This window comes from Microbacterium sp. NPDC007973, assembly GCF_042958465.1.
Classification (GTDB): Bacteria; Actinomycetota; Actinomycetes; order Actinomycetales; family Microbacteriaceae; genus Microbacterium; species Microbacterium galbum.
The window spans coordinates 521,682-544,173 of sequence record NZ_JBIBJJ010000004.1; the positions used below are offsets into that span (position 1 = coordinate 521,682).

Consider the following 22,492-nt stretch of genomic DNA (forward strand, 5'->3'; position numbering starts at 1 on the left):
CGGGGCCGTCCTGAGACGGCCCCGCCCTTCCGCGAACTCAGCGAACCAGCGGCGGCACCGCGTACCGGCGGGGCGTGCCGAACCGGTGCGCGGTGATCGACACGGCCTGCTCGCGTAGGAACGGCAGCAGCTCGACATGTCCGGCTCGGGTGACCTCTCCGGCGTAGACCGCGACAGACGGCGACCCTCCCGTGGCCTCGGCGACCGCGAGCGTGGAACCGCCCAGCAGGCGCACGCGCCCGCCGGTGCGCGCGAGGCGCGCCGCGCGGCGACCCCAGTCCGCGGCGTCCTCCACCGCGGCGCGGACGCCCACACCCTCGAGCCACGCACGCACGGCGGGCGACAGCTCGGCGGCGGCGCTCACGGTCACGACGGAGCCCGCCCGCACGCCCGCCGCGACCACGCGCACCAGGGCCGACGCCGACGCGTCCTCGACCCGCACGGTGACCGGCACGGCGGCGTAGCGCAGCACGTTCTGCTCCGACTCCAGCGCGGTCACGTCACGGGCGAGCGAGAACTCCTCGGCCCACGCGGCGGCGTCGCTCGAGAGCGCCTCGGCGAGCCAGTCGCGGTCGGCGGCGGGCACGGCGGCCAGCGCCGGGGCGGCGAGGGCGTCGGGCGTGCGAGGCGCCGAGGTGTCGGCATCCGCCCACGTTCCGAAACCGAAGAGGTAGTGGGGTCCGCCCGCCTTCGTGCCTGCGCCGACGGCCGACTTCTTCCACCCGCCGAACGGCTGCCGCTGCACGATCGCGCCGGTGGTGCCGCGGTTGACGTAGACGTTGCCGGCTTCGATGCGCGCGAGCCAGGTGTCGATCTCCGCGGAGTCCAGCGCGTGCAGCCCCGAGGTGAGGCCGTACTCGATCGCGTTGACGATCTCAATCGCCTCGTCCAGCGTCTCGGCCGTCATGATTCCGAGCACGGGTCCGAAGTATTCCGTGCGGTGGAAGGCGCTGCCGGGCTGGACGCCCTCGCGGATGCCGGGACGCCACAGCGAGCCGTCGTCGTCGAGCTTCCTCGGCTCGACCACCCAGCGCTGGCCGGGCTCGAGGGTCGTGAGCGCCTGCAGGAGCTTGCCGTGCGCCGGCTCGATGAGCGGCCCGACGCGCGAGGCCTCGTCCCACGGCATCCCGACCTCGAGAGAGGTCACCGCATCGACGAGCTGATCGCGGAAGCGCCGCGAACGGGCGACGGAGCCGACGAGCACGACGAGGGATGCCGCCGAGCACTTCTGCCCCGCGTGTCCGAACGCCGACATCGCGACGTCCTTTGCCGCGAGGTCGAGGTCGGCGCTGGGCGTGACGATCACGGCGTTCTTGCCGCTCGTCTCGGCGAGCAGCGGCAGGTCGGGGCGGAACGAGCGGAACAGCTCGGCCGTCTCGTAGGCGCCGGTCAGTACGACGCGCTCGACGGCGGAGTGGGTGAGGAGCTGTCGGCCGAGGTCGCTCTCGGACACCTGCACGAGCTTGAGCACCTCGCGCGGCACGCCGGCCTCCCACAGTGCCTCGACCATGACGGCCCCCGAGCGCTCGGCCAGGGCCGCGGGCTTGATGACGACGGCGGATCCGGCGGCGAGCGCCGCGAGGGTCGAGCCGGCGGGGATCGCGACGGGGAAGTTCCACGGCGGGGTGACCACGGTCACACCGACCGGGGTGAAGGTCGCGCCGTCGACGGTCTCAAGGGTCCGCGCCTGCTCCGCGTAGTAGTGGGCGAAGTCGATGGCCTCCGACACCTCGGGGTCGCTCTGCTCGATGACCTTGCCGCACTCGGCGCCCATGACCTCGAGCAGGTCGGCCCGACGCTTCTCGAGCGCGTCCCCGGCGCGGTGCAGGATCTCGGCGCGACCGGCGGCACCGAGCGCGCGCCACGACGCGGCGGCGTCCGCGGCATCCTGGATCAGCGCGTTCAGCGCGGCCTCGTCGGCGACGGTGTGCGCGGCGATGGTGGCGCGGCCGAGGTCGGAGCCCTCCATGCGCGCCACGATCGTCCGCGACCAGTCGCGGTTCGCGGCGATCGCGGGGTCGGAGTCGGGGGTGTTGCGGAACGAGTGCGTCGGCGCCGGCTCGGCGGGTGCGGTGCGGTCCTGCACGCGGTTCGACGCGGGCACGCCCGACGGCATGTCGGCGAGGGATGCCAGGAACCGGTCGCGCTCCCGGGCGAACAGGGCCGCATGGGTGTCGAGGTCGAAGACCGCCGACATGAAGTTCTCGCTCGACGCCCCCTCTTCGAGGCGGCGGATCAGGTAGGCGATCGCGACGTCGAACTCCTGCGGGTGCACGACGGGGGTGTAGAGCAGGATCGACCCCACCGTGCGGCGCACGACGGCCTGCTGCGCGGTGGCCATGCCGAGGAGCATCTCGACGTCGATGCCGCCGGTCACGCCGCGGCGCTCGGCGAGGAGCCAGGCGAGGGCGACGTCGAAGAGGTTATGCCCGGCGACGCCGATTCGCACGTTCGCGGTGTGCTCGGGGCGCAGCGCGTAGTCGAGCACGGCCTTGTAGGAGGCGTCGGTCGCCTGCTTGGACGGCCAGGTGGCGAGCGGCCAGTCGTGCACGTCGGCATCCACGCGCTCCATCGGCAGGTTCGCGCCCTTGACGACGCGCACCTTGATGGGGGCTCCCCCGGAGGCCACCCGCGCGGCGGTCCATTCCTGCAGGCGGATCATCGCGGCCAGCGCATCGGGGAGGTAGGCCTGCAGCACGATGCCGGCCTCGACGCCGTGGAACTCGGGCTCGCCGAGCAGCGTCTCGAAGACGGCGAGGGTGAGGTCGAGGTCCTTGAACTCCTCCATGTCGAGGTTCAGGAACGTGCCCGTCTCCTTCGCCACCCGGTACAGGGGGCGAAGGGCGGCGACCGCGTCGGCGACGGCGGCGTCGAAGGCCCATGGCGTGTGGGGAGCGACGGTGGACGACACCTTGATCGAGACGTAGTCGACGTCGTCGCGCGAAAGCAGCTTGCGGGTGCCGGCCAGGCGCCGCGCCGCCTCTTTCTTGCCGAGGATGGCCTCGCCGAGCAGGTTCACGTTCAGGCGGATGCCGTCTCCCCGGCCGCGGATCGAGGTGATGGCCTCGCCGAGCTTGCGGTCGGTGGCGTCGACGATGAGGTGGCGCACCATCGAACGCAGCGCCGTGCGCGCGGCGGGGACCACGACCTGCGGCAGGATTGGCGCGGCGAAGGCGCCGAGACGGATCGCGGCCTTGAGGTGCAGTGGGAGGAACCCGGGGATGAGCGGGGTGAGCGCCGCGAGGTTGCGCGCGGCGACGCGCACGTCTTCGGGCCGCACGACGCCGTCGACGAATCCCACCGTGAAGTCGAGGCCGTGCGGGTCGCGGAGGACTCCGGCCAGGCGCTGGGCGGCGGCGTCGACGGGCTCGTCGCGGCTCTCGGCGAGCCAGCGGCGCACGAGGGCGATCGCCTCGTCGGCGAGCTCGTGCGGCGAGACGAGCCCACGAGCAGACGTGGGGGTGGTGCCGGACGTGGTGTCGGGGACATCGGTGAGCGACATGGCGATCCTTCCTCGGATGCTCTCAGCATGAGGCTCGCATCCGTTCGAGAAAAGCGATGATTCCTGACGCATACTGATCGATAGAGACGAAGGAATGCCATGTTCGATCTGCGCCGCCTGCGCTTGCTGCACGAGCTGTCTGTGCGGGGCACCCTCGCCGCCGTCGCCGAGGCGCTCGCCTACAGTCCGTCGACCATCTCGCAGCAGCTCGCGCTGCTCGAGAAAGAGGCGGGAGTCCCGCTGCTCGAACCCGACGGCCGCCGCGTGCGCCTCACCGCCCAGGGCGCGGCCCTCGCCGCCCACGCGGCCCGCATGCTCGCCGCCGACGAGGCCGCGCGCGCCGAGCTCGAACGCATGCGGCCCTCGCTCGCGCCGGTGCGCCTGGCCGTGATGCAGTCCGCCGCGCACGGCCTGCTCCCCCGGGCCCTCGACGCCCTCGCCGAGAGCGAGCCGCAGCTGCGCGTCGAGGTGGCCGAGCTCGCCCCCGAGGAGGGACTGTTCGAGGTCGCGGCGCGCGGCTTCGACCTCGCCGTCGCCGAGCAGTACCCGGGTCACACCCGCGAGCATCGCGAGGGCCTGGAACGCGGACTCCTCGGACGGGATGCCATCCGCCTGGCCGTCGCGCCGGGCGATGCGGCGCACCGGCTCGAGGATCTCCGCGACCGCGCGTGGGTGATGGAACCGGTGGGCACCGCCGCTCGTCAGTGGGCCACCCAGCAGTGCCGGGCGGCGGGGTTCGAGCCGGACGTGCGGTTCGAGATGGCCGACCTCACCGCGCACGCGCGGCTCGTGGCATCCGGTCACGCCGTCGGCATGATCCCCGACCTCGTCTTCGCGGGCGAGGCGCCGCCCGTGCGACTCGTGGACCTGCCGGGCGAGCCCCGACGCGAGGTGTTCACGGCCGTGCGCCGCGGAACCGCCGACCGCCCCGGCGTCCGTGCGGTGCGCGCGGCGCTGCAGGTGGCGTACGACCGGGGCGGACGGTGAGACGCACCCGGGTCGCAGACGCGCACTCCCCTCGCGGAAGTCCGCCGCGGCCCGGTGAGGACGCGTGCATCTGCGAGGGGAGCCGAGCGCCGCTTACTTCGTCAGGGCGATCTCGTTCGGCGTCTGCGCGAGCGTCACGCTCTTCACGACCTCGCCGGTGGTGAGATCGACCGCGTGCACGGCGTTCTTCGCCGGCTCGGTGACGTAGGCGATGTCGCCCGAGACCTTGATGGCGGGGTGGGCGTCCTGCCACTCGACCGGGCCCTCCCAGGCGTCGATCACCGGGAAGGCGTCGGTGAACTCCCCCGTCGCCGGGTCGAGCACGTGGATCGCGCCGTCCGACGAGAGCACGTACGCGAGCTCACCGGGACCCCGCGCGACGTCGCGGAAGGTGTACTCCGCGCCCTCGGGCATGTCGATCACGCGCTGGGTCTTCGCGGCGGTGTCGATCAGCGCCACGCGGTGCAGCAGGTAGCCCTCGGCATCCCGGTCGTCCTTGTAATCGCCGACGACGAGGGCGCTGTTCTCGCTCACGTAGGCGTTGCCCATGCGGCCGTAGGGCTGGTCGGGGGCGGTGAGCTTGGTGAACGCGCCGTCGTCGAACACGAGCGCGCCGTTCTCGCAACCGAACACGACGACCTCGTCCTTCGCGGTGCCCTCGCCGTGCACGCCCGGGCAGTCGGCGCTCTCGGCAATGGTGGCGCCCGCGGCATCCTTCGCCACGACGCCCGTGCGGCCGTCGGCGGTGCCCACAGTGGTGAGGAACGTGCCGTCCTCCAGCACGATCGAGACACCGTGGTGCGCCTCGACGCCGGGGATGGTCTGCACCGCGGGAAGAGAATCGGTGGATGCCAGGAGGGCGTCGCTGTCGAAGATCGTCGAGTCGCTCGTGCCGTCGGCGTAGAGCACGGTCGTCCCGCCGTGGGTGACGACGTGACCGGGCTTGGACGCCTCGAACACGAGGTCGGTGAGCTCCGGCTCGACGCCGGAGGCGCCGGCATCCAGCACCTGGAAGCCCGCGCTCGTGGTGACCATGACGTGACGGCCGTCGCCCGCGGGGTTGAGCCGGGTGAACTCCTCGCTCGGCATGTCGCCGAGGGTCTCGAGGGTGTCGCCGTCGAGCACGAGGATGCCGCCGGGGTACGACAGGGCGACCCGGGTCGCCGCGTCGGCGGGGGCGCTCGACGCGGGGGCGGCCGAACCGGCGCCGCCCGCACAGGCGGACAGGCCGACGGTCGCGCCGACCGCGAGCGCGAGCAGGCCCGCGCGGCGGAAGGAGGAAGTGCGCATGTGATTTCTCTCTCTCAGGTGGTGACCGGTCGCTTACGGCGACAGGCCGGTGGCGATGCGCTCCGTGTTGACGCGCATCATGGTCAGGTAGTCGGGGGCATCGCCCGCGGCGTCGGTGAGCGACTCGGTGAACAGCTCGGTCACCTCGACCCGCCGATCGGCCTCGTCGGCGAGCGCGCGCACGAGTCGATCCGGTGACGACGACTCCGCGAAGATCGTCGGCACTCCCGCCGCATCGATCGCCGCGACCAGGTCGGCCAGGTCGCTCGCACTCGGTGCGGCGAGGGTCGTGCCGCCGGGGATGACCGCGCCGATCACGCGGAATCCGAACCGATCGGCGAGATAGCCGAACACGTGATGGTTGGTCACCAGCGCCCGCCGATCGGCCGGGATGGCGGCGAACGCGGCCGTCATGTCGGCATCCAGCGTCGCGAGCTCGGCGCGATACGCGGCGGCGTGGTCGGCGACGGCGGTCCCGCCGAGCTCCTCGAGCATCGGCGACAGGGCGTCGACGACCGCTATCATCTGCGCGGGATCGGTCCAGAAGTGCGGGTCGTCCGCGCCGTCGGCGTCGGTCGAGCTGTAGGGCAGCACCTCGACGGCGTCCCCCGCGACGAAGGTCGCGACGCCGTCGGCGGATGCGGCGTCGAGGTGCTGCTGCAGCCCCTCTTCGAGCCCCAGGCCGTTGGCCACGAGCAGGTCGGCCGAGCGCATGCGGGCGGCCTCGGCCGCCGAGATCTCGAACGAGTGCGGATCGGCGCCGGGGCGCATGAGGGTCAGCACCTCGACCTCGTCACCGGCCAGGTGCGAGACGACGTCGCCGAGGATGTTCGTCGTCACGACGACCAGCGGGCGGTCGGATGCCGCTCCCCCGGCGCACCCGGTCAGCGCGAGCAGGGCGGCGGTCACCGCCGCGGCGAGCGCCCGTCGCCCCGTCATCGTCCCGTCTCCGCGACGAAGAGCGGGACATCCTCGGGCGTGAACTCCCGCGCGACGCGCGCGCCGTCGGCGAAGTCGAGCTCCCACAGGCGCCCCTCCGCGGGGCCGTTGAGGTAGGCGCGCTGCTGATCGGCGATGAGCGACACCGGCTGCCCGGCGGCGAGGCTCGCGCCCACCAGCGGTACGGATTCCGCCCGCAGCTCCCCCGTCTCCCCGTCGAGCACGAGCACGCGCCCGTCCGCCGTCAGGGCGAGCAGGTGGGCGTCCTTGTCGTCGACGGCCGTGGCCTGCACGACCGGCTCGGCCGTCGGAACGAGGTTCCAGGTGCGCTCCCGGGTGTCGAGCATCCAGACGCCCGCCTCCCCGGCGGGGGCGGCGACGGTCGGGCGGCCCTCGCGGTTCGCGAAGACCGTCGCGCGCGGCGCGGTGGTCCCCGCGGGGGAGGGGATCCGCTCGACGACGGGACCGGCATCGGCGACCGTGACGAGGAGCGCCCCGTCGCGGCATCCGATGACTGCTCCGACCCGCGTGGTGATGGTGCCGGCCGGGTCGATGCACGGGGTGGGCGCGCCCACCTCGTCACCGTCGGCCGCGTGCAGGGTCACCTCGCCCGCCGAGGCGACCGCGGCGAACGATCCGACGGGGACGACCAAGCCCGTTCCGGCGGGACGCTCGAGTCGGAAACGCTCGACGACCTCGCCCTTCGACAGCGCCTCGGTGTCGAGGAGCACCGCCTCGCCCGAGGCGGGGAAGAACAGCCCCGTCCCGCCCGTCGTCGACGAGTTCGACGTCGCCACGGTCGCCACTCCCCGTCCCTCGACGGAGCCGAGCACCCGCGCCTCGGCCCGGTAGTAGTGGAAGTGGTCGACGTGGTCCCAGGTCCACACCCCGCTGTCCACGATCGAGACGCCCTCGTCGTCGGCGGCGAACAGGTACCGCCCGTCGGAGTGCACCGAGGAGGGCGCGCGCACGCTGCCGATCTCGACGGTCGTCTCCTCGAGCAGGTCGAGGTGCGCGACGCTCCCTGCGGCGTCGATGGTCGTGAGGCCCAGGGCGGGTTCGGCGAGCTCGGCGGCTCCGTCGATCGCGCCGTGGGTGTCGGCGGAGGGCTCCAGGGCGGGCGCGGCCGGAGCGGCGCAGCCGGTGAGGACGAGGAGACCGAGAGCGCCCAGGAGGGCGCAGCGGCGGGGGGCGGAGAGCATGGGGGGCCTTCGGGTCAGACGGAAAGAGGAAGGGGGGATGCCGTGCGGCGGCGGACGGCGTCGACGGTCGCGCGGAGCACCCACGACAGCCCGGCGCCGGCAATGGCGGTCGCCGCGATGGTGGCGCCCGCGGCGGTGGCCGCGTGCCAGGAGACGAGCAGGCCCACGGCGACGGCGACGGAGCCCACGACGGCGGCGAGCAGCATGGTCGTCGGGATGCGCGCGGTCCACTGCCGCGCCGCCACCGCGGGGGCGACGAGCAGACCCACCACCAGGAGCGAGCCGACCGCCTGGTACGACGCGACCACGGCGAGGGTGACCAGGCCGACGAGCACCGTCTGCGCGATCCGGGGGCGCAGCCCCAGCACCGTCGCGACGCGCTCGTCCACGGCGGCGGCGACGAGAGCGCGATGCGCGAGCACCGCCGTGGCCACGCCGATCGCGGCGGCGATCGCGAGCACGACGAGATCGTCCGCGCCGACCGCGAGGATGTCGCCGAACAGGATCGCCGTGGCATCCGTCGCGAAGCTCCCCGCGTGCGAGATGACGATCACACCGAGGGCCAGCATGCCGACGAACAGCAGCCCGATGCTCGTGTCGTACGAGAGCTTCGCCCGGCGCTGGAGGGCGCCGATACCGAGGCTCATCACGATCGCACTCGCGGCCGCACCGAACAGCACCGGCACGCCCGCGACGGTCGCGAGGGCGACGCCGGGGAGCATCCCGTGGGCCAGCGCCTCGCCCAGGAAGGCCATCCCCCGCACGATCACCCAGGTACCCGCCACCGCGCACAGCACGGCCACGAGGAAGCCGCCCCACAGGGCACGCATCACGAAGTCGAGGGAGAAGGGATCGGTGAGCCAGGACACGATGTCCGACCGTAGCGTCAAGTGATAACGATTCTCAAACTCGTATGATGGATGTCGTGCTCCCCCCTCCCGAACCCGTCGCCGCCCTCACCGCCCACGCCGTGCGCGTGTCGTTCGGCGACGCGACCGCACTCGACGGAGTAGGGCTCGTCGTGGCGCGCGGCCGTCTCACCGTGATCGTCGGTGCGAACGGCGCCGGCAAATCGACGCTGCTCGAAGTCCTCGCGGGGGCTCGCGAGCCGTCATCCGGACGCGTCGACACCCACGGGTCCTCACGCTCGTTCGTCCCGCAGCGCGCGGCGGTGGGCGAGCACCTCCCCCTGACCGTGCGCGACGTCGTGACCGTCGGCACGTGGGGACGAACGGGGCCGTTCCGCCGCCCGCGGCCCGCCGACCGCACAGCCGTCGACGCCGCCCTACGCCGCCTCGACATCGCGGATCTCGCGCGGCGCCCCTTCGGCATCCTGTCGGGCGGCCAGCGGCAGCGGGCCCTCCTCGCCCAGGGGCTCGCCCGCGGCGCCGACGTCCTGCTGCTCGACGAACCCACCACCGGCCTCGACGCAGCGAGCGCGAAGCTCAACCGGACGGCCGTCGCCCGCGAGATCGAACGCGGAGCCACGGTCGTGTGCGTCAGCCACGACCAGCGCCTCATCGCCGCCGCCGATCACGTCGTCGAGCTGGCCGACGGCCGCGTCGTTTGCAGCGGGATCGAAGGCGTCAGCTTCGAGCGCGAACGCGCTCGGTGATGCGCGCGAGCATCTCCGCGGCAGCAGCAGCGACGTCGGCCGGCTCGGAGCGCACAGCCTCTTCGACCTCGCGGGGGAAGCGTCGCAGCGCCACCCACGGCTCGTCATCCATGTCGACCTCGAGGTAGATGTGGTTGACGCGGCGGTCCTCGGCGTCGAGTTCGCGTCGCAACAGGCCACGGCCGATCAGGCGATCGACGAGCGTCGTGACACCGGCGGCGGTGACTCCGAGATGCGCGCGCAGGTTGGACGGGCGAATGCCGGGCTCTTCGGCGATCCACGACATGGCCGACGCCTCGAGTTCGCTGACGTTCAGGTCACGACGCGCGTGGGCGATGGCCTCGTCGCGGGCCGCCACGTAGTCGTCGAGCGCCGAGAGCAATGCAGAGGGAAGCGACATGTCGACCCCCCTCCGAGTGCGATCCGGCCGATCGCTCGACTCCACTCTAGTGAGCAAACCGAATATTTCGTTCAGATAATTAAGGAGGTGAAATACGTGGTACGTTAGAAATCAACGCGACCCGACCACTCGACGAAGGAGATCATCATGGCCACGCTGTTCTACGGTTCCGACACCGCCCCCATCTCCCTCCCTGATCGCCTGATGGGCTACATCAAGGTGATCGCGTCGACGAAGCTGCGCCGCGGGGAGTCTTTCACGCTCACCTGGACCGGCACCGACGAGGAGAGCGGCCGCTCGACCATCTGGCTCCAGCCCGCCATCCCCCTGCGCTTCGTCTTCGACTCCCCCGAGCCCGAGCAGCTCGTCGGCGATTACCTCCGCGCCCTCGCCGATCAGGCGAACGCCGCTTCCGGCCTCGTCGTGGACACCCGCACGTGGGAGGCCGCGGAACAGGCATCCCGTACGCCGGCCCACTCCGCTCGCACGGCTGCAGCCGGCCGCCCGGTGCGAGCCGCCTGATACCACGCTTCGCCGCTCGGCGCCGCACGCCCCCCACGCCCTCCATAATGTGGGGGGCGTGTGACATTCATGCGCCTGAATCGAGGTGACGGATGCCGGTACGAAAGCTGCTCGACAAGGCGCTGCTCGAGGCGTGGCTGACGGACTTCCGCGGCCTCGGCTACCTCACCGGCAGCGACATCCGCGTTCTGGAGCAGGATGACGACGCCGATCCCGACGCCGACATCGGTCTGATCGTCGTCGACCTGAGCAACGCCAAGACGATCACCTACCTGCAGCCGATCGCGGGTGGCGACGGCACGTGGAAGGCGACGATGGAGGCACGCGACGCCACCATCGAGCTCGGTGCGGTCGAGCTCGTCAACCTCGGCAACGAGGTCAACGTCCTCGGCGCGCTCGTCGCGTTCCTCGAGACCAAGTCGAAGGCGCTGCTCGCCGCCTGCTGACGGGCGATGCGTCGCCGCGGGGCGGCGGACGCGGAATCTCCGCGCCGTCGAATCCCGATCTCGCGTCGCCCCGTCGCCGTGCGCGTCCGCGCGGCCGATCCCCGCTCGGGAAAAGAAAAACCCCTCCGCGAGGAGGGGTTTGTTCTTCCGGTGGCGAGTGAGGGATTCGAACCCCCGAATGCAATGCAGTCTGATTTACAGTCAGATCCCTTTGGCCGCTTGGGTAACTCGCCAGATGCGCACCCGCCCGGCTTTCTCAGTCGACCAGAGGCGCGAGAAACCACTCTACTATCCCCGGAGGGGTGCCTCAAACCACGCGCGCCGTCACTCGGGCGTCCGCAGCAGCGCTCCCTCGTGTCGGCACGTCGCGGCGGCCACGTCCATGGCGCGCGAGAGCACGGCATCCCACTCCTCAGCCGTCGCGGGCAGGCGGTCGCGCACGAGGGCGGCGGTCGTGGCGAGCACGGCGTCGCCCCCGCCCATCGTGTCGACGATGCGGCCCGGCAGTTCGGAGATCCCCCGCGACACCGAGGTGCCGTCGACGTCGATCGCCGCTCCCCCGGCGCCGTACGTCGCCAGCACCGCGCCGACGCCGAGGGCGACGAGCTTCTCGCGGAGCTGCTCGAGCGGCGCGTCGTAGAGCAGATGCGCATCGTCCTCGCCGACCTTCACCAGCAGCGCTCCGGATGCCGCCTTCTCGAAGCCGCGGACGAACTCGGCGCGGTCGTGGAGCATGCCGCTGCGGGGGTTCGGGTCGATCGCGAGGGGCGTCGACGGCGAGGCCGTGGCATCCACGAGCAGGTCCGTCTGCTCGCGATCGTCGAAGGGGAAGCAGCTCACGACGACCATCGGGGCGGCGGCGATCGCGGCGTGCTCGGCGTCGCCGTACGAGACGCGGCGGTTCTGGGCGGCGTCGTTGAATACGTACTCGGGCTCGCCACCCGGCGAGCGCGTGCTGACCGCGCGCGACGTGCCGTGCTCCGACGGGCTCGCGAGCAGCTCGACGTCGTACTGCTCGAGGTAGCGGCGGATCTGCTCCCCCGCGTCGTCGTCTCCGACCATGGCGATGAGGGATGCCGGCACTCCGAGCCTCGACAGACCCACGGCCACGTTGAGCCCCGCTCCGCCGACGAACTCGCGCACGCCCGTCTCGTCGCGCAGCTCGTCGATGAGGGCGTCGCCGATCACGACCACGCGTCCGGTCACCGGGTCACCTCCGCGGCATCGAGCACGCGCGAGACGAACTCCTCGGTGCGGCGCTTGGTGCCGTCGATCTTACGGTCCACGCTCGCGCGGATCTCGCTGGGGGCGAGGGGCGCCGCGAGGCGCACGGTCTCGTGACACGACAGGTCGGCGCAGATGTAGGTGCCGACGGTGTCGCCGTGCTCTCCCGCCTCGCCGGCCTTGCGCGCCGTGAACAGCGACACCTGGTCTCCGGGCTGCATCGTGTGGCAGAGGTTGCACATCGCCGACCGCGCGCGGGACTGCCCCTCGGCCGCCCGCAGCACGACAGCCGTGGGCTCGCCGTCGTGCTCCGTGAGCACGTAGCCGCGCCCGCGCGTGCGGGGGTCGCGCCACGCGAGGAAGTCGAGGTGGTCCCAATCCGCCAGCAGGAAGTCGTGGGGCAGGGCGATGATCCGCAGCTCGTCGGGGGTGGCGTTGACGAACGCGTCCCTGACCTCGTCTTCAGTGAGTGCTCGCATGGCATCCGAGTCTACGAGCGCGACGGGGCCGTGGCGCGGCCGCGCTCTCCTTCTGCGCGCTCGCTCAGGCGCGGCGGGTCACCCGGGCCGCCGCAGCCCGATGGGGGTGGAGGACACGGCGTCCAGCCCGGGACGCCGGGGGCGAGCCCCCGGTACCTTTGGATCATGGCTGACTCATCGTTTGACATCGTCTCCAAGATCGACCGGCAGGAAGCCGACAACGCCCTCAACCAGGCGCACAAAGAGGTCGAGCAGCGCTACGACTTCAAGGGCACCGACGCCTCCATCGCGTGGAGCGGCGAGTCGATCGTCATCAAGGCGAACTCCGAGGAGCGCGCGAACGCCGTTCTCGACGTGTTACAGACCAAGCTCATCAAGCGCGGCATCTCGCTCAAGAGTCTCGACAGCGGCGAGCCGGTGCAGAGCGGCAAGGAATACCGCATCACCTCCACGCTGAAGGAGGGCATCTCGCAGGAGAACGCGAAGAAGATCGGCAAGATCATCCGCGACGAGGGCCCCAAGGGCGTGAAGTCGCAGATCCAGGGCGACGAGCTGCGCGTGCAGTCGAAGTCGCGCGACGACCTGCAGGAGGTGCAGCGCCTTCTCAAGGCTGCCGACCTCGACGTCGACCTGCAGTTCACGAACTACCGGTAAGAAGCCCTGCTGACCTGGGTTTTCTTCCCCTGAGTCCGCGGAGAGTCCGCGGGAGCGGCGATGGAGGCCATGAGGCCCGCCGTCGCCGCTCGCGTTTTGTCTTCTGCGGACGGCCACAGGTGGGCGTACGTGTTGAGCGTGATCGACGGCTGTGAGTGCCCGAGCGCGCGCTGCACGGTCACGACGTCGCAGCCGGACGCGATGAGGTTCGATGCGTAGGTGTGGCGCAGTGTGTGCAGAGTGACCGAGGCCGCGAGACCGACGCGCTCGCGGATGCCGCGCCACGCCTCGCCTGCGTTGTTGCGCTGAAACAGGTGACCGGTGGGCGTGCGAAAGAGGTGCTCGTCCGGCTCAGTCAGGCGCGCCGCCGCAACGTGCGCAGAGAGCGATGCAGTCAAATCGCCGGGCACGAACACGGTTCGCTCGCTCCCCCGCTTCGGCGCGACGATCGTCGTGCTAGCGAGCGATGAGCCCTGCACTTGCCGTCGCACCTGAATTGAACGGCCGAGGAAGTTCACGTCTCTGAGCTGCAGCCCCGCCGCTTCTCCAAGTCGGAGGCCCGCGAAGAGGCAGACCTCGACGAACGGACGGAAGCCACCCGCCGCAGCAAGCACCGCAGCGGACTGCTCGAGCGTGAGGATCTTCATCGCAACGTCGGCTCGACGTCCACGAGGCGGCTTCACAGTGGCCGCGGGACTCTCGGGGATCACCTTGTCGAGGACGGCGGCACGGAACGCCATCTGAACGTAGTTGAGTCTGGTGCGCATGGTGGACGCCGCCAGTCCTCGTTTTGTCTCGGCGCTGAGCCACGCCTGGACGTCAGACGGTTTCACCTGGCCGATCGCGCGACGGCGCCACGGGACACTGTGGAGCGCTGTCTCCGCAGCGATGACCGTTCCTGCCGCCCACGCCTGTCGCGATACCCAAGCGGCGGTCCAGTCATCCCAGAGCGCAGTCCCGGCGCGCGGATCGACGTACATGCCAGTGACAACGGAAGCTGTCACCTCGTCGAGCCAACGTTGCGCATCCCTCTTGAGCTCGAAATGACGGGCATGCTCCTTCCCACCTGAGTCTCGGTACCGCGCGCGCCACTGCCCATTCGGACGCTGCTTGACGCTGCTCATTCGCCTCCCCCTCCGTACTCGTCGAGGAGGTACTGCACACGTGCGCCGTGTCCGGGGAAGCGGTACTCAGCGGGAGGGTTCACGCCTACGGCATGGAATAGGGCCTGTAGAAGCAGTTCAGGCGAGGAACCGACCAGGCGTCGCTCGAGATGCTCATAGAGGTTCGGATCGAGACCCGTGCTCTGCCCCTCACCCACCGGCGGGAGACCGCGCAGGCGAACCGGTCAGGCCTATGCGCGCGTGAGGCGGGCGCGCACGCGGGTACGGCATCCTGCGCAGCCGGTGACCGGTCAACCCGGCTTGGCTCGTGTGCGCACGCGTGTGCGGCAGGGGCGGCCTCGTGACTCGTCTGGGGCCGGCGCTGGGCGGTCACGTCGTGATGACGGCGCACGTGGCGATGATTCTGCATCAGACGGGTGCGGTGCGTTCGTTGCGTGCCCGCTACCAGACTCACCCGTCGCCGGATCTCGGGGAATTTCTGTCTGACCTGGACGAAGCTACCGAGGCGTTCCTCGCTGGTCGCGCGCGCGTGACCAAAGATCGCGCTGATACAGGGGCGCTGGCATCGTCGCTGCTGTCGGTCGCGGAGGTCGCGGTCGAGTTGGGCGTCGAAGAGTCGACGGTGCGGCGGGCGATCAAGGAGGGACGGTTGAACATCGTGAGCTCGAGGCCCTACCGCGTCTCACGAGAAGCACTTCCCGGCTACCGCCCTCGAGTCCGACACGAAGCACACACCGAGCACACAGCGGCCGACGAGACGCGGAATCACGCGGCGGAATAGCTGCACACTTCCCCGGCGGGAACCGAGCACAAGGAGCAGAGACCGATGGACGACGCGCCAACCATCCACGCTTTGGAGGTATCCGAGGACGCCGAGGACTACCGGTTCATGTACGTCGGCGCGTTCTTCGGCGTGCGGATCGAACCCGCCGGCCCGGCCACAACGGAGCCGCCGAACCTGCGTACCCTTGCTGGCTCATGGCAGACGTGGCGCCTCGAGGTCGACCCAATAGCCTCTGGGCTGGCCGGTGTACGGCTGCTCCGCTCTGTCGGCGCAGACGGCGGCGAGCACCCCAACGGCAATCTGTCGGCCGCTGCTGCTGGACCAGGTGAGTACCGCCAGATGATGGTGACCTCCGACGGCCTGCTCTACTTCATCCCGAGTGGCTACAGCGTCGCATCCCGCTTCTACTCAACCGCCGCCTGGTCGGACCAGCTCGCCGTTTGGGAAGCGGAACTGCGCTCGTCCGGAAGCACGGTTGCGTGATGCTCCACAACACGAACGACTCTCCGCTGAACGACCTCCGCGACACTGTCGTACGGATGGGCCGGGAGAACCCCTTCGAGTCTTCCTCGATCCGCAACGGCCGCGTCCGATTCATCGGGGGCACCCTCAAGCTCGACGATGGCGCACTCCTCGACGGCGACGGCACGTTCCGCTGGCGGGGAGTCGGCTCGATCGCCTGCGACTGGGAGGTCCTCGAAGGCGGCGTGATAAAGGTCGGCGCCGTGCTAATCAGCCCCGTGGGCGGCGGCCGCATCATGGTCGGCCAGGGCCCGTCGCGATCATCCTCGACGGCGGATCCGGCAGCCTCACGATGGGGAACGTCCGCATCCAAGAGGGGAAGATCTTCGTCAACGACATGGTGCTCGACCCGAGCATCGGCGGCGGCGCGCTCACGTTCCCGAACGGCAGCCGACTCGAAGCCGACGCTGCGAACACCGGAGCCCGCCTCATCGCCGGCACGGCAGTCGCCAACGTCGGCGACGTCGCCTCTCTCCGCAAGGGATCGACGTCGGTGATCATCAGCGCCCTTGGCGTCACCATTAACGCCCCCAGTGGCGAAGAGATTCTCCTGCAGGGCGCCGTGCGTATCCCCCTCGCCAGCGTCCCCACCTACACCGGCACCGGGCTCCCCGCCGGCACCCTCCGACTTTCCACAAGCGGCCGCCTCGAGCGCGCCGACGGCACCTGACCGAAAGGCACCCCATCCCGCATGTTTAAGCTCACTGCCCCCACCGACGCCACCGCACGCCACGGCGGACACCTCGACTACTTCTGGACCGTGCTCGGCGTCGCCTACGTTGAGCGCCAGGACATCGCTGAGCACCTCGCCGCCCGCGGATACACCGTCGAGGAGGTCGACGAGGTCCCGGCTGAGCATGAGGCTCGTGTCGCCCGTCTCGAGGCCTGGCCGTGGCCGATCACCGTTGGCCAGGCGGACGGAGCCGACCCCGAACACCGCTTCCGGTTCACCGGCCCCGAGGGCACGCACCACGACATCCGCGACCTCCTCGACGGTGCCCTCACCGCCGTCGCATCACACAGCGTAAACACCGGCCTCGTGCCGCGCCTTGATGAAGCAAAGCGAGTCGCGCCCCGTCTCGAAACCACCCCAAACGCCTGAGCAGGAGACCACCATGACCACCATCTACTCCCACACCGTCGGCCTGTACATCGAGATGCTGCAAAAGGCCACCGCAACGGCGTCCGCGCATGCTCGCGAGATGTTCGACGGGATCGGCAAAGCACAGTCCCAGCACGACCCCGACCTCACCGACCAGGCCAACGCCGAGCGCCGCGCGAAGGCCGTCGCGGCATGGCGAGAGGTCGGCGGCGAGAAAGGTGCGGAGCTCCGCAAGGAGCACGCCCGCGCCCGCGACTACCTCCTTGAGGCGGCCACCGTGAACACGAAGCTCCCTGAGGATGCCGTGACCATCATGCTCGCGACGCAGAAGTGGCAGGGCATCGAGCGCATGGTCGCCGCCGGCGCCACCCTGCGCGACACGATCGCGGCCACCAGCGACATCCCGACGCTACTCGCCGTCGCGGAGTTCGGGCCCGCGTTCGCCGCCGCCAACTCCTACCGAGAGCCCCACCCTCAGGAACGCGTCGGGTTCGCGCTCGACGGCGTCCGCCAGACCCCACGGCTGGCGGAGTCTGGGTGCAACGCGCAGTATGGGCGCGCCTCGCCGAGGTGACCCCCGACGAGAAACTCCGTACCCTCCTCGCCGGAGCGCTGAACGCCGATCAGCAGCTCAACGCAGCTGAACCCTGGTTCGACGTCTCCGACTCGATGGCAGCTGGCCGCGGGGGCGACATGGTCGGAGCCTCCATTGCCTCGCACATCGCCGCATCGGGCGGCGCCTACGCCGTAGATGCCGACGCACCCGCAGCCTGACCACAGACTCGGGGGTCGCGTGACCTTGCACAGCACGCGGCCCCCGACCTCCCCCAAGGAGACTTCATGATGGACGACCCGGAGAAAGCAGCATCTCGCGCCCGTCACGCCGCCTTGCAAACCGCGTCAGACGAGATCTCAGCCTGGTACGACGCGGAGAACGCAAAGCTCGCCGCCGACACCACCCTGAGCGCCGCGCAGCGCCGGGTGAAGAGGACCGAACTGTTGCTTGAGGTGGGGAAGCGAGCGAAGCGGGCGGGTGCAAAGGCCCGCCGTGACAACACCGCGGGGAAGGTGCTCGAGCGCGAAGCGCTGGGGCAAACACCGTGACCGCCGCACCGACTGATCACGACGAGGTTGCGTTCCTTCTCGCCGCCGCGGACCGCGGGCAGTGGCCCGCCAACAGCGACGACGCCGCGTGGGAGATCTTGCGAAACTGGTGCTTTCAGGAGGAGTGCCGCCTCGCTGACGAAGCAGAAGCCGACGGCTGGGCCGCCGGGACGCGCGCACTGCAGCACCAGTTCCTCCCGCACGGCGAATACGTGAAGCTGCGCGGCGAGCTGCTCCGTGAGCGGGTGCGCGCCCGTAAGCTCCTGCAGTCGCGACTCCGGTGGCGGTACGGCTATAAGGTCGGCCGACGTGCCGGCCTCATCAGACGGGATGTGCGCCTTTTCTGCGCCGCTCGAGCGGTCGACAACAAGAGCCGAGGACAGAATCCCCCCGCTATCCGGTCTGTTCGGAGTATCTAGCGACAAGAGCTTCCGCGGCAGCTCGTATCTCGCGCGCGCGTATCTCCGTGCGCCACTCCTGATCTGAGACGTATGTCGCCACGAGAATCGGAATGAACCGATAAGAGATGTCGTACACGGCTTGTAGTCGCCAAGTGGCAGTGTCCATTATGTCGGGATAGTAGGTCGAACCGGTGACGACGGAGAACGCACCACTCGGCCATACGCGGAAACTGATTCGCACATTGGCGGCGCCGTCGTAAAGAGTGAGCTTGGCAGGGCCCAGTTCATCGCCCTCCGCGACAGCAATCAAGAAGCTTGGGCGGTCGAAACTCACGGAATTGTTAAGCACCGTCACACGCTGGACCGAGTCTTGCCCATGCACAGCCTCGATGTCCCTGATCTCGATGTTCGCATCGATCATCCGCGAGTCCCGCGCCTTGACCAGCAGCCAAAGGAACGTGTCCCCACCGGGTAGTCGCAACGGCGACTGTTGGAGGTCGATCTTTGCCTCGACGTCCAGCGCTTGCATCACGAGTTCTAGCTTCTTGAGGGGATGCCTGCGAGCTGCGGCGACGTCGAGGGTGGAGACAAGGAGCAGGAACTGTCCGGCAGCGTGCGGGCTCACGAGGATATCGATTGCCGCCAGCTCATGCAGTTCAGCGTCTGAAGCATCGGGCCGCGCCTCCCTGAGGCCCTTGCGTTCGCTCCAATAGTAGTAACGCGCCAACAACCGCTCCGGGAACTCACCCTCAGCGGCCAGGATCTGCACGTTGGAGGTCGGCGGCGCCGCATTCAGCACACCCAAGTTCGATTGATCATCGTTTACACCCGCCCACCCTCCCTCGAGCAAGCCGTGATCCGGTCTGTTTCGGTCGAGATGGTTGGCGAGATCCTCCAAGGAAAATTCGCCGCTGATTCGCGCCGATGTCACATTCAAGAATCGAGTAGTGAAAGTAGCCAACGGTTAGCCCCCAATTATCGCTGCTGTATTGTAATGGTCGTTACGTCGCTATCAACGGCGAGCACCTGCCGAAGTATCCAACTACCTCGCACCTTGTAGTCGAGGTCCCAACTCTCCCCAGGCAGGAACTCCTTCGCAGTGAAGGTTCCCTTTGCCCACACCCAAACTCCACCGCGCTGCGGCGGCTCTCGCTCGAGTAGTGCAAGAACGTTAGGGCCGTTTTGCTCCCGTCTGACGAGCGGAATATCGTCAGTGCGCCGAGAGCTCGTATCGACACTAAACATCAGGGGAGCATGCTTGGGGACGATTGCCAGCTGCAATTTGCGTGCACGCGCAGCCCGTGCGATCAACCAACGCGCGAAGGGCTTTTCGGCTGAGCAGCGGATAGCTAGTGAGAATCCCGAACTTTCCATGTGCGTCTCGTCGACGGCTACGTCTAGGCGCGGGAGTTGCGCTCGGGTGCGAGTGTCCGTCCAGACGACCTGCAACTGCGGCTTGCCCCACAAGAACGCTTCGATAAGACCAAGAACGAAAGCTGTCAACAGAACGCTGACTATCTCCGAGACCAGCGCAGCACCGGTCGGCTCCAGGGGCGTTACCAGCAAGTTGGTAAGCGCGGAGACACCGAGAAGCACTCCGACGCGCACAGCGCCCGTCAGCGCCGTGCGCCACTCATTCATGAGAGGTGCAACTTTTCCCAAGCTGCGGACAGCAGGTCAACAATCGCGAAGTCAGGCTCGCCATCGACGACACCGCGCCGGCGCAAGGTCGCGGCCCTGAGCCGTTGATCAACAAGTTTGACACCAGTGACGACCAAGTCCTGGAATTCGACGTCGAGAGCGTTGAGTGTGACCGTCTGCCCTTGCTCGTAGAGCATCCGCACCAATTGGGTGGAGAAGAAAGCTTCCAAGTCGTCGTCAAGGCGGCGCAGCGTGGCGTCGGCGAGTTCGAAACGCTCGACGCGCAAGCCAACGGCGATCGCGAATGTCGCGAAACGAATCAGGTCCTGCGAGCCCAGACGAGGCACAAAACGCCCCGCCGCGGGCCGTTCGAAGTCTGCCCACGACCCGGCAGATTCTCGGTGCTCTTCGATCACGCGAGGGCGCCCGTCGTCGTAGGCCACCACTAGCTGAGAGAGCATGCACACAGTCTGCACCAGACCACGGACATTGACGTTCACATCCCTGCATAAGTTGCCGCCCTACCGTCGCCAGGACCACGATTGGCAGCGCCAAATGCGCATCCGCTCCGAGACCCCTTTGCAGAAGGATGACATCCGCCGTCCGGTCCCACCGCCCTCACAGAGCCACGTACATAGTTCGGTAGTCGTCCTCTGCGTCGCTCTCGCGGCGGTACTTGATCGTGAGTTTTTCCGGAGCGAGCCCTGAAACGCGATTCACCATGAAGTCAAACGAATCCCCGTACTCGAACCGGCCGTCTGTGTGGTTCGACTGGATGTGGACCAGCGCTGCGGCGGGATCCGGCTGGATGTCGAAGCTCTCGACGAGAAGTACCTGCTTCGACGTGTTCGTGCCCCGATAGCGAATTCCCGTGACGTGCCCGAATCCCCAGTCCTTCGGCTCCATCTCGGCCGCCTTGAGCCGATTAGCCTCTTCCTGGGCCTCGGCCTGGCGTCGGAACGCATCGTTCGCCTCCCCTGCAAGCCGCGCGCTCTCATCCCTCGCCGCACGCGCCTCATCACGCGCCTCATCAGCATCTCGCCGGCTGTCCGTCGCGGCACGTGCCTGCACATACGCGAACACCGCGGACCCCACGGCCGCCATCGCCCCCACCAACGCCACCCACAACGAAGCATCCATCTGCACAGCTTGTCAGGACCTGGCGACGAAGCCCCGGTGCCCATGCGGAGATACCGGGGCCCGTCGCTGCTGTCAGGACGACTTGACGTCGAGGTCCAGAATGCCAGGCTGCGGGCCGCCGACCGCGGCACGATATGCCACTCCCGCGTCACGCAACATCGACGCCCCTCGAGTTCCGTCGTAAGCCTTTGCGCGCTCGACAAAGAACTTCACGCCCTCGAAGAGTGCCGCCTGTGCCTCATTTTGCGTTGCCATGTGCTTCCCCTCTGTCAACCACGGGCCCTGCGCCCGAGGTAGCGCACAGCATACGGTCACACGCGGACAGCAGCCCCGTGTCGCAGAACGAAGCCCCCGCCATGCTTGTGGCGGGGGCTTCGCTGAGTCGAGGATCAGGGGTTGGGCGTGAAGCCCTTGAGGCGGGAGAGACCTCGGACGACCTTGTCTCCGTGACGGAGGTCCTCCTTGGTGTCTTCGATGACCCGCTCCATCTCTGCGCTGGGGTCTACCTTTCGCAGGATGCGGAAGAACTCTTCTTGTCCGGGGGTGAGTGGCTGTTCCATGGCTCGTTCCCTTCTACGCTTCCGTGACCTTGGGCTTCAAGATACTTCCGATCGAAGCGGCTGCGGTAGCGGCTGTTTCGCGTGTTGCGCGCCTGTTGAGGACTCTATTCTCCGACTCGTCAGCTTCGTAAGCCCTGTCAATTGACAAAACACCAATGAGTCCGCGATCCTTCCCGTCCTGCCAGATGGGGATTGCGACGATCTCGGAGTACTTGCCGATGGCACTGTTGAACTCGTCCAGGTCCAGACCGAGCTTGAAGCGCCCGGGGAGCGAGTTGAAGACGGGGAGGGGAATCGGGTCTACGCCGTACCTCCGGATGATTGGGCTGAAGTCGGTGTAGGAGTGGGTCTTGGAGCGGAGAGCCGTGCCGATGACCCCTTTTGCCCCTGTCCAGGAAACCCCGGACTGTTGAGGGTATCCGGCGGGTCGAAAACGGCTGATTCGCTTGAGGCGCACCTGAGCGCCCGAGTGTCGGCGGACGCGGCTCCACAGCGTGGGAACAAACACACTCGCGCCCAGATCCTGGTAGGTAACTTCGCGACTCTGTGTGACCTGGAGCAGTGCGGTTTTGAGGGTCGACTCGATCCGGGCGTTCTGATCGGTGCTCCGGCTGCGGAAGCGGCGGACAATAAGCGTTCCTGCGTTCTCGACGCCGATCAGCACGATGCTGGCGATCCACCCCCACGGTTCGAGGCTCGGCTTGGGGTCGATCAGCTCGTAGTAGACCAGACCGCTCCACACGCCGACGACCGCGGCCCACCCGATAGCGACGAAGCGCATAACGAGAACGAGTCGGGACCACAACAGCACGACGACCGATCCTATGGGTTGGCACAGAGGATCACGGCATTGT

The 22,492-nt window shown here is 69.0% G+C and carries 29 protein-coding genes and 1 tRNA gene; 13 read left to right on the forward strand and 17 right to left on the reverse strand.

Annotated elements, in window-relative coordinates; genetic code table 11:
- Positions 1–37 precede the first annotated feature (37 nt).
- Positions 38–3,502, reverse strand: a complete 3,465-nt coding sequence (locus ACFZA2_RS15250; protein WP_391406518.1) for a bifunctional proline dehydrogenase/L-glutamate gamma-semialdehyde dehydrogenase — start codon at positions 3,500–3,502, stop codon at positions 38–40.
- A gap of 99 nt (positions 3,503–3,601) precedes the next feature.
- Between ACFZA2_RS15250 and ACFZA2_RS15255 the strand changes: the two genes are divergently transcribed.
- A complete protein-coding gene (locus tag ACFZA2_RS15255) occupies positions 3,602–4,489 on the forward strand; it encodes a LysR family transcriptional regulator (RefSeq protein ID WP_391406520.1) in 888 nt (295 codons plus the stop codon).
- Between the two features lie 93 nt (positions 4,490–4,582).
- Here the strand turns inward: ACFZA2_RS15255 and aztD are convergent, their stop codons facing one another.
- The 4 genes from aztD to aztB are packed head-to-tail and all read right to left on the reverse strand — an operon-like array spanning position 4,583 to position 8,789.
- Positions 4,583–5,779: a zinc metallochaperone AztD gene (gene aztD / locus ACFZA2_RS15260; RefSeq protein ID WP_391406522.1), complete on the reverse strand. Its 1,197-nt coding sequence runs from the start codon at positions 5,777–5,779 to the stop codon at positions 4,583–4,585.
- 33 nt (positions 5,780–5,812) lie between these two features.
- Positions 5,813–6,718 (reverse strand): zinc ABC transporter substrate-binding protein AztC, encoded by a 906-nt coding sequence (aztC, locus tag ACFZA2_RS15265; protein ID WP_391406524.1) that lies wholly within the window; start codon positions 6,716–6,718, stop codon positions 5,813–5,815.
- Complete coding sequence (locus ACFZA2_RS15270; RefSeq protein ID WP_391406526.1) at positions 6,715–7,920, reverse strand: ABC transporter; 1,206 nt, start codon at positions 7,918–7,920, stop codon at positions 6,715–6,717. Before ACFZA2_RS15270 ends, aztC begins: the two co-directional genes overlap by 4 nt.
- 14 nt (positions 7,921–7,934) lie before the next feature.
- Positions 7,935–8,789 carry a zinc ABC transporter permease AztB gene (gene aztB / locus ACFZA2_RS15275; RefSeq protein WP_391406528.1) on the reverse strand — a complete coding sequence of 285 codons (855 nt, stop codon included), beginning with the start codon at positions 8,787–8,789 and terminating at the stop codon, positions 7,935–7,937.
- Between the two features lie 56 nt (positions 8,790–8,845).
- On the opposite strand from aztB, the gene aztA reads away from it, so the two are divergent.
- Positions 8,846–9,535 carry a zinc ABC transporter ATP-binding protein AztA gene (gene aztA, locus ACFZA2_RS15280; RefSeq protein WP_391406530.1) on the forward strand — a complete coding sequence of 230 codons (690 nt, stop codon included), beginning with the start codon at positions 8,846–8,848 and terminating at the stop codon, positions 9,533–9,535.
- On the opposite strand, the gene ACFZA2_RS15285 is transcribed toward aztA, so the two are convergent.
- On the reverse strand, positions 9,507–9,935 hold the full coding sequence (locus ACFZA2_RS15285; protein ID WP_391406532.1) for a MarR family winged helix-turn-helix transcriptional regulator: 429 nt from the start codon (positions 9,933–9,935) through the stop codon (positions 9,507–9,509). The two genes, aztA and ACFZA2_RS15285, sit on opposite strands and share 29 nt — an antisense overlap.
- Positions 9,936–10,082: 147 nt before the next feature.
- Between ACFZA2_RS15285 and ACFZA2_RS15290 the strand changes: the two genes are divergently transcribed.
- Both ACFZA2_RS15290 and ACFZA2_RS15295 read left to right on the forward strand, forming a co-directional pair.
- The gene (locus tag ACFZA2_RS15290) at positions 10,083–10,457 is read left to right on the forward strand and encodes a hypothetical protein (protein WP_391406534.1); all 375 of its coding nucleotides are present in this window, start codon (positions 10,083–10,085) and stop codon (positions 10,455–10,457) included.
- Positions 10,458–10,549: 92 nt separating this feature from the next.
- Positions 10,550–10,903 (forward strand): hypothetical protein, encoded by a 354-nt coding sequence (locus ACFZA2_RS15295; protein WP_315995079.1) that lies wholly within the window; start codon positions 10,550–10,552, stop codon positions 10,901–10,903.
- A 151-nt stretch (positions 10,904–11,054) separates the two neighbouring features.
- On the opposite strand, the gene ACFZA2_RS15300 is transcribed toward ACFZA2_RS15295, so the two are convergent.
- From ACFZA2_RS15300 to ACFZA2_RS15310, 3 genes are all read right to left on the reverse strand, one after another.
- Positions 11,055–11,136: transfer RNA gene (locus tag ACFZA2_RS15300), tRNA-Tyr, on the reverse strand.
- Between the two features lie 91 nt (positions 11,137–11,227).
- Complete coding sequence (locus ACFZA2_RS15305; RefSeq protein ID WP_391406537.1) at positions 11,228–12,109, reverse strand: PfkB family carbohydrate kinase; 882 nt, start codon at positions 12,107–12,109, stop codon at positions 11,228–11,230.
- Positions 12,106–12,606: an FBP domain-containing protein gene (locus ACFZA2_RS15310; protein ID WP_315995081.1), complete on the reverse strand. Its 501-nt coding sequence runs from the start codon at positions 12,604–12,606 to the stop codon at positions 12,106–12,108. Before ACFZA2_RS15310 ends, ACFZA2_RS15305 begins: the two co-directional genes overlap by 4 nt.
- Positions 12,607–12,771: 165 nt before the next feature.
- Between ACFZA2_RS15310 and ACFZA2_RS15315 the strand changes: the two genes are divergently transcribed.
- A complete protein-coding gene (locus ACFZA2_RS15315) occupies positions 12,772–13,260 on the forward strand; it encodes a YajQ family cyclic di-GMP-binding protein (protein ID WP_391406539.1) in 489 nt (162 codons plus the stop codon).
- Here the strand turns inward: ACFZA2_RS15315 and ACFZA2_RS15320 are convergent.
- Positions 13,251–14,384 carry a tyrosine-type recombinase/integrase gene (locus ACFZA2_RS15320; RefSeq protein WP_391406541.1) on the reverse strand — a complete coding sequence of 378 codons (1,134 nt, stop codon included), beginning with the start codon at positions 14,382–14,384 and terminating at the stop codon, positions 13,251–13,253. The two genes, ACFZA2_RS15315 and ACFZA2_RS15320, sit on opposite strands and share 10 nt — an antisense overlap.
- Before the next feature lie 340 nt (positions 14,385–14,724).
- On the opposite strand from ACFZA2_RS15320, the gene ACFZA2_RS15325 reads away from it, so the two are divergent.
- The 8 genes from ACFZA2_RS15325 to ACFZA2_RS15360 all read left to right on the forward strand — a co-directional run bounded on the left by ACFZA2_RS15325 (position 14,725) and on the right by ACFZA2_RS15360 (position 18,315).
- A complete protein-coding gene (locus tag ACFZA2_RS15325) occupies positions 14,725–15,165 on the forward strand; it encodes a helix-turn-helix domain-containing protein (RefSeq protein WP_391406543.1) in 441 nt (146 codons plus the stop codon).
- Between the two features lie 45 nt (positions 15,166–15,210).
- Complete coding sequence (locus ACFZA2_RS15330; RefSeq protein WP_391406545.1) at positions 15,211–15,651, forward strand: hypothetical protein; 441 nt, start codon at positions 15,211–15,213, stop codon at positions 15,649–15,651.
- Positions 15,652–15,982: 331 nt separating this feature from the next.
- Positions 15,983–16,360: a hypothetical protein gene (locus ACFZA2_RS15335; protein WP_391406547.1), complete on the forward strand. Its 378-nt coding sequence runs from the start codon at positions 15,983–15,985 to the stop codon at positions 16,358–16,360.
- A 21-nt stretch (positions 16,361–16,381) separates the two neighbouring features.
- The gene (locus tag ACFZA2_RS15340) at positions 16,382–16,792 is read left to right on the forward strand and encodes a hypothetical protein (protein WP_391406549.1); all 411 of its coding nucleotides are present in this window, start codon (positions 16,382–16,384) and stop codon (positions 16,790–16,792) included.
- 13 nt (positions 16,793–16,805) lie between these two features.
- Entirely contained in the window at positions 16,806–17,366 is a 561-nt protein-coding gene (locus ACFZA2_RS15345; RefSeq protein WP_391406551.1) for a hypothetical protein, read from the forward strand.
- Positions 17,330–17,566: a hypothetical protein gene (locus ACFZA2_RS15350; protein ID WP_391406553.1), complete on the forward strand. Its 237-nt coding sequence runs from the start codon at positions 17,330–17,332 to the stop codon at positions 17,564–17,566. The genes ACFZA2_RS15345 and ACFZA2_RS15350 overlap by 37 nt, the downstream gene beginning before the upstream one ends.
- Positions 17,567–17,632: 66 nt before the next feature.
- Entirely contained in the window at positions 17,633–17,896 is a 264-nt protein-coding gene (locus tag ACFZA2_RS15355; RefSeq protein WP_391406555.1) for a hypothetical protein, read from the forward strand.
- Positions 17,893–18,315, forward strand: coding sequence for a hypothetical protein (locus tag ACFZA2_RS15360; RefSeq protein WP_391406557.1), 423 nt, complete (start codon positions 17,893–17,895; stop codon positions 18,313–18,315). The genes ACFZA2_RS15355 and ACFZA2_RS15360 overlap by 4 nt, the downstream gene beginning before the upstream one ends.
- Here the strand turns inward: ACFZA2_RS15360 and ACFZA2_RS15365 are convergent.
- The 7 genes from ACFZA2_RS15365 to ACFZA2_RS15395 form a co-directional block, all read right to left on the reverse strand.
- The gene (locus tag ACFZA2_RS15365) at positions 18,290–19,228 is read right to left on the reverse strand and encodes a hypothetical protein (RefSeq protein WP_391406559.1); all 939 of its coding nucleotides are present in this window, start codon (positions 19,226–19,228) and stop codon (positions 18,290–18,292) included. The two genes, ACFZA2_RS15360 and ACFZA2_RS15365, sit on opposite strands and share 26 nt — an antisense overlap.
- Before the next feature lie 44 nt (positions 19,229–19,272).
- On the reverse strand, positions 19,273–19,938 hold the full coding sequence (locus tag ACFZA2_RS15370; RefSeq protein ID WP_391406561.1) for a hypothetical protein: 666 nt from the start codon (positions 19,936–19,938) through the stop codon (positions 19,273–19,275).
- Positions 19,935–20,399, reverse strand: coding sequence for a hypothetical protein (locus tag ACFZA2_RS15375; RefSeq protein WP_391406563.1), 465 nt, complete (start codon positions 20,397–20,399; stop codon positions 19,935–19,937). Before ACFZA2_RS15375 ends, ACFZA2_RS15370 begins: the two co-directional genes overlap by 4 nt.
- Before the next feature lie 157 nt (positions 20,400–20,556).
- Complete coding sequence (locus ACFZA2_RS15380) at positions 20,557–21,078, reverse strand: hypothetical protein (RefSeq protein WP_391406565.1); 522 nt, start codon at positions 21,076–21,078, stop codon at positions 20,557–20,559.
- A 72-nt stretch (positions 21,079–21,150) separates the two neighbouring features.
- Positions 21,151–21,333 carry a hypothetical protein gene (locus tag ACFZA2_RS15385; RefSeq protein ID WP_391406567.1) on the reverse strand — a complete coding sequence of 61 codons (183 nt, stop codon included), beginning with the start codon at positions 21,331–21,333 and terminating at the stop codon, positions 21,151–21,153.
- A 134-nt stretch (positions 21,334–21,467) separates the two neighbouring features.
- Complete coding sequence (locus tag ACFZA2_RS15390) at positions 21,468–21,638, reverse strand: hypothetical protein (RefSeq protein ID WP_391406569.1); 171 nt, start codon at positions 21,636–21,638, stop codon at positions 21,468–21,470.
- Between the two features lie 13 nt (positions 21,639–21,651).
- Entirely contained in the window at positions 21,652–22,449 is a 798-nt protein-coding gene (locus ACFZA2_RS15395; RefSeq protein WP_391406571.1) for a hypothetical protein, read from the reverse strand.
- Positions 22,450–22,492: the final 43 nt, after the last annotated feature.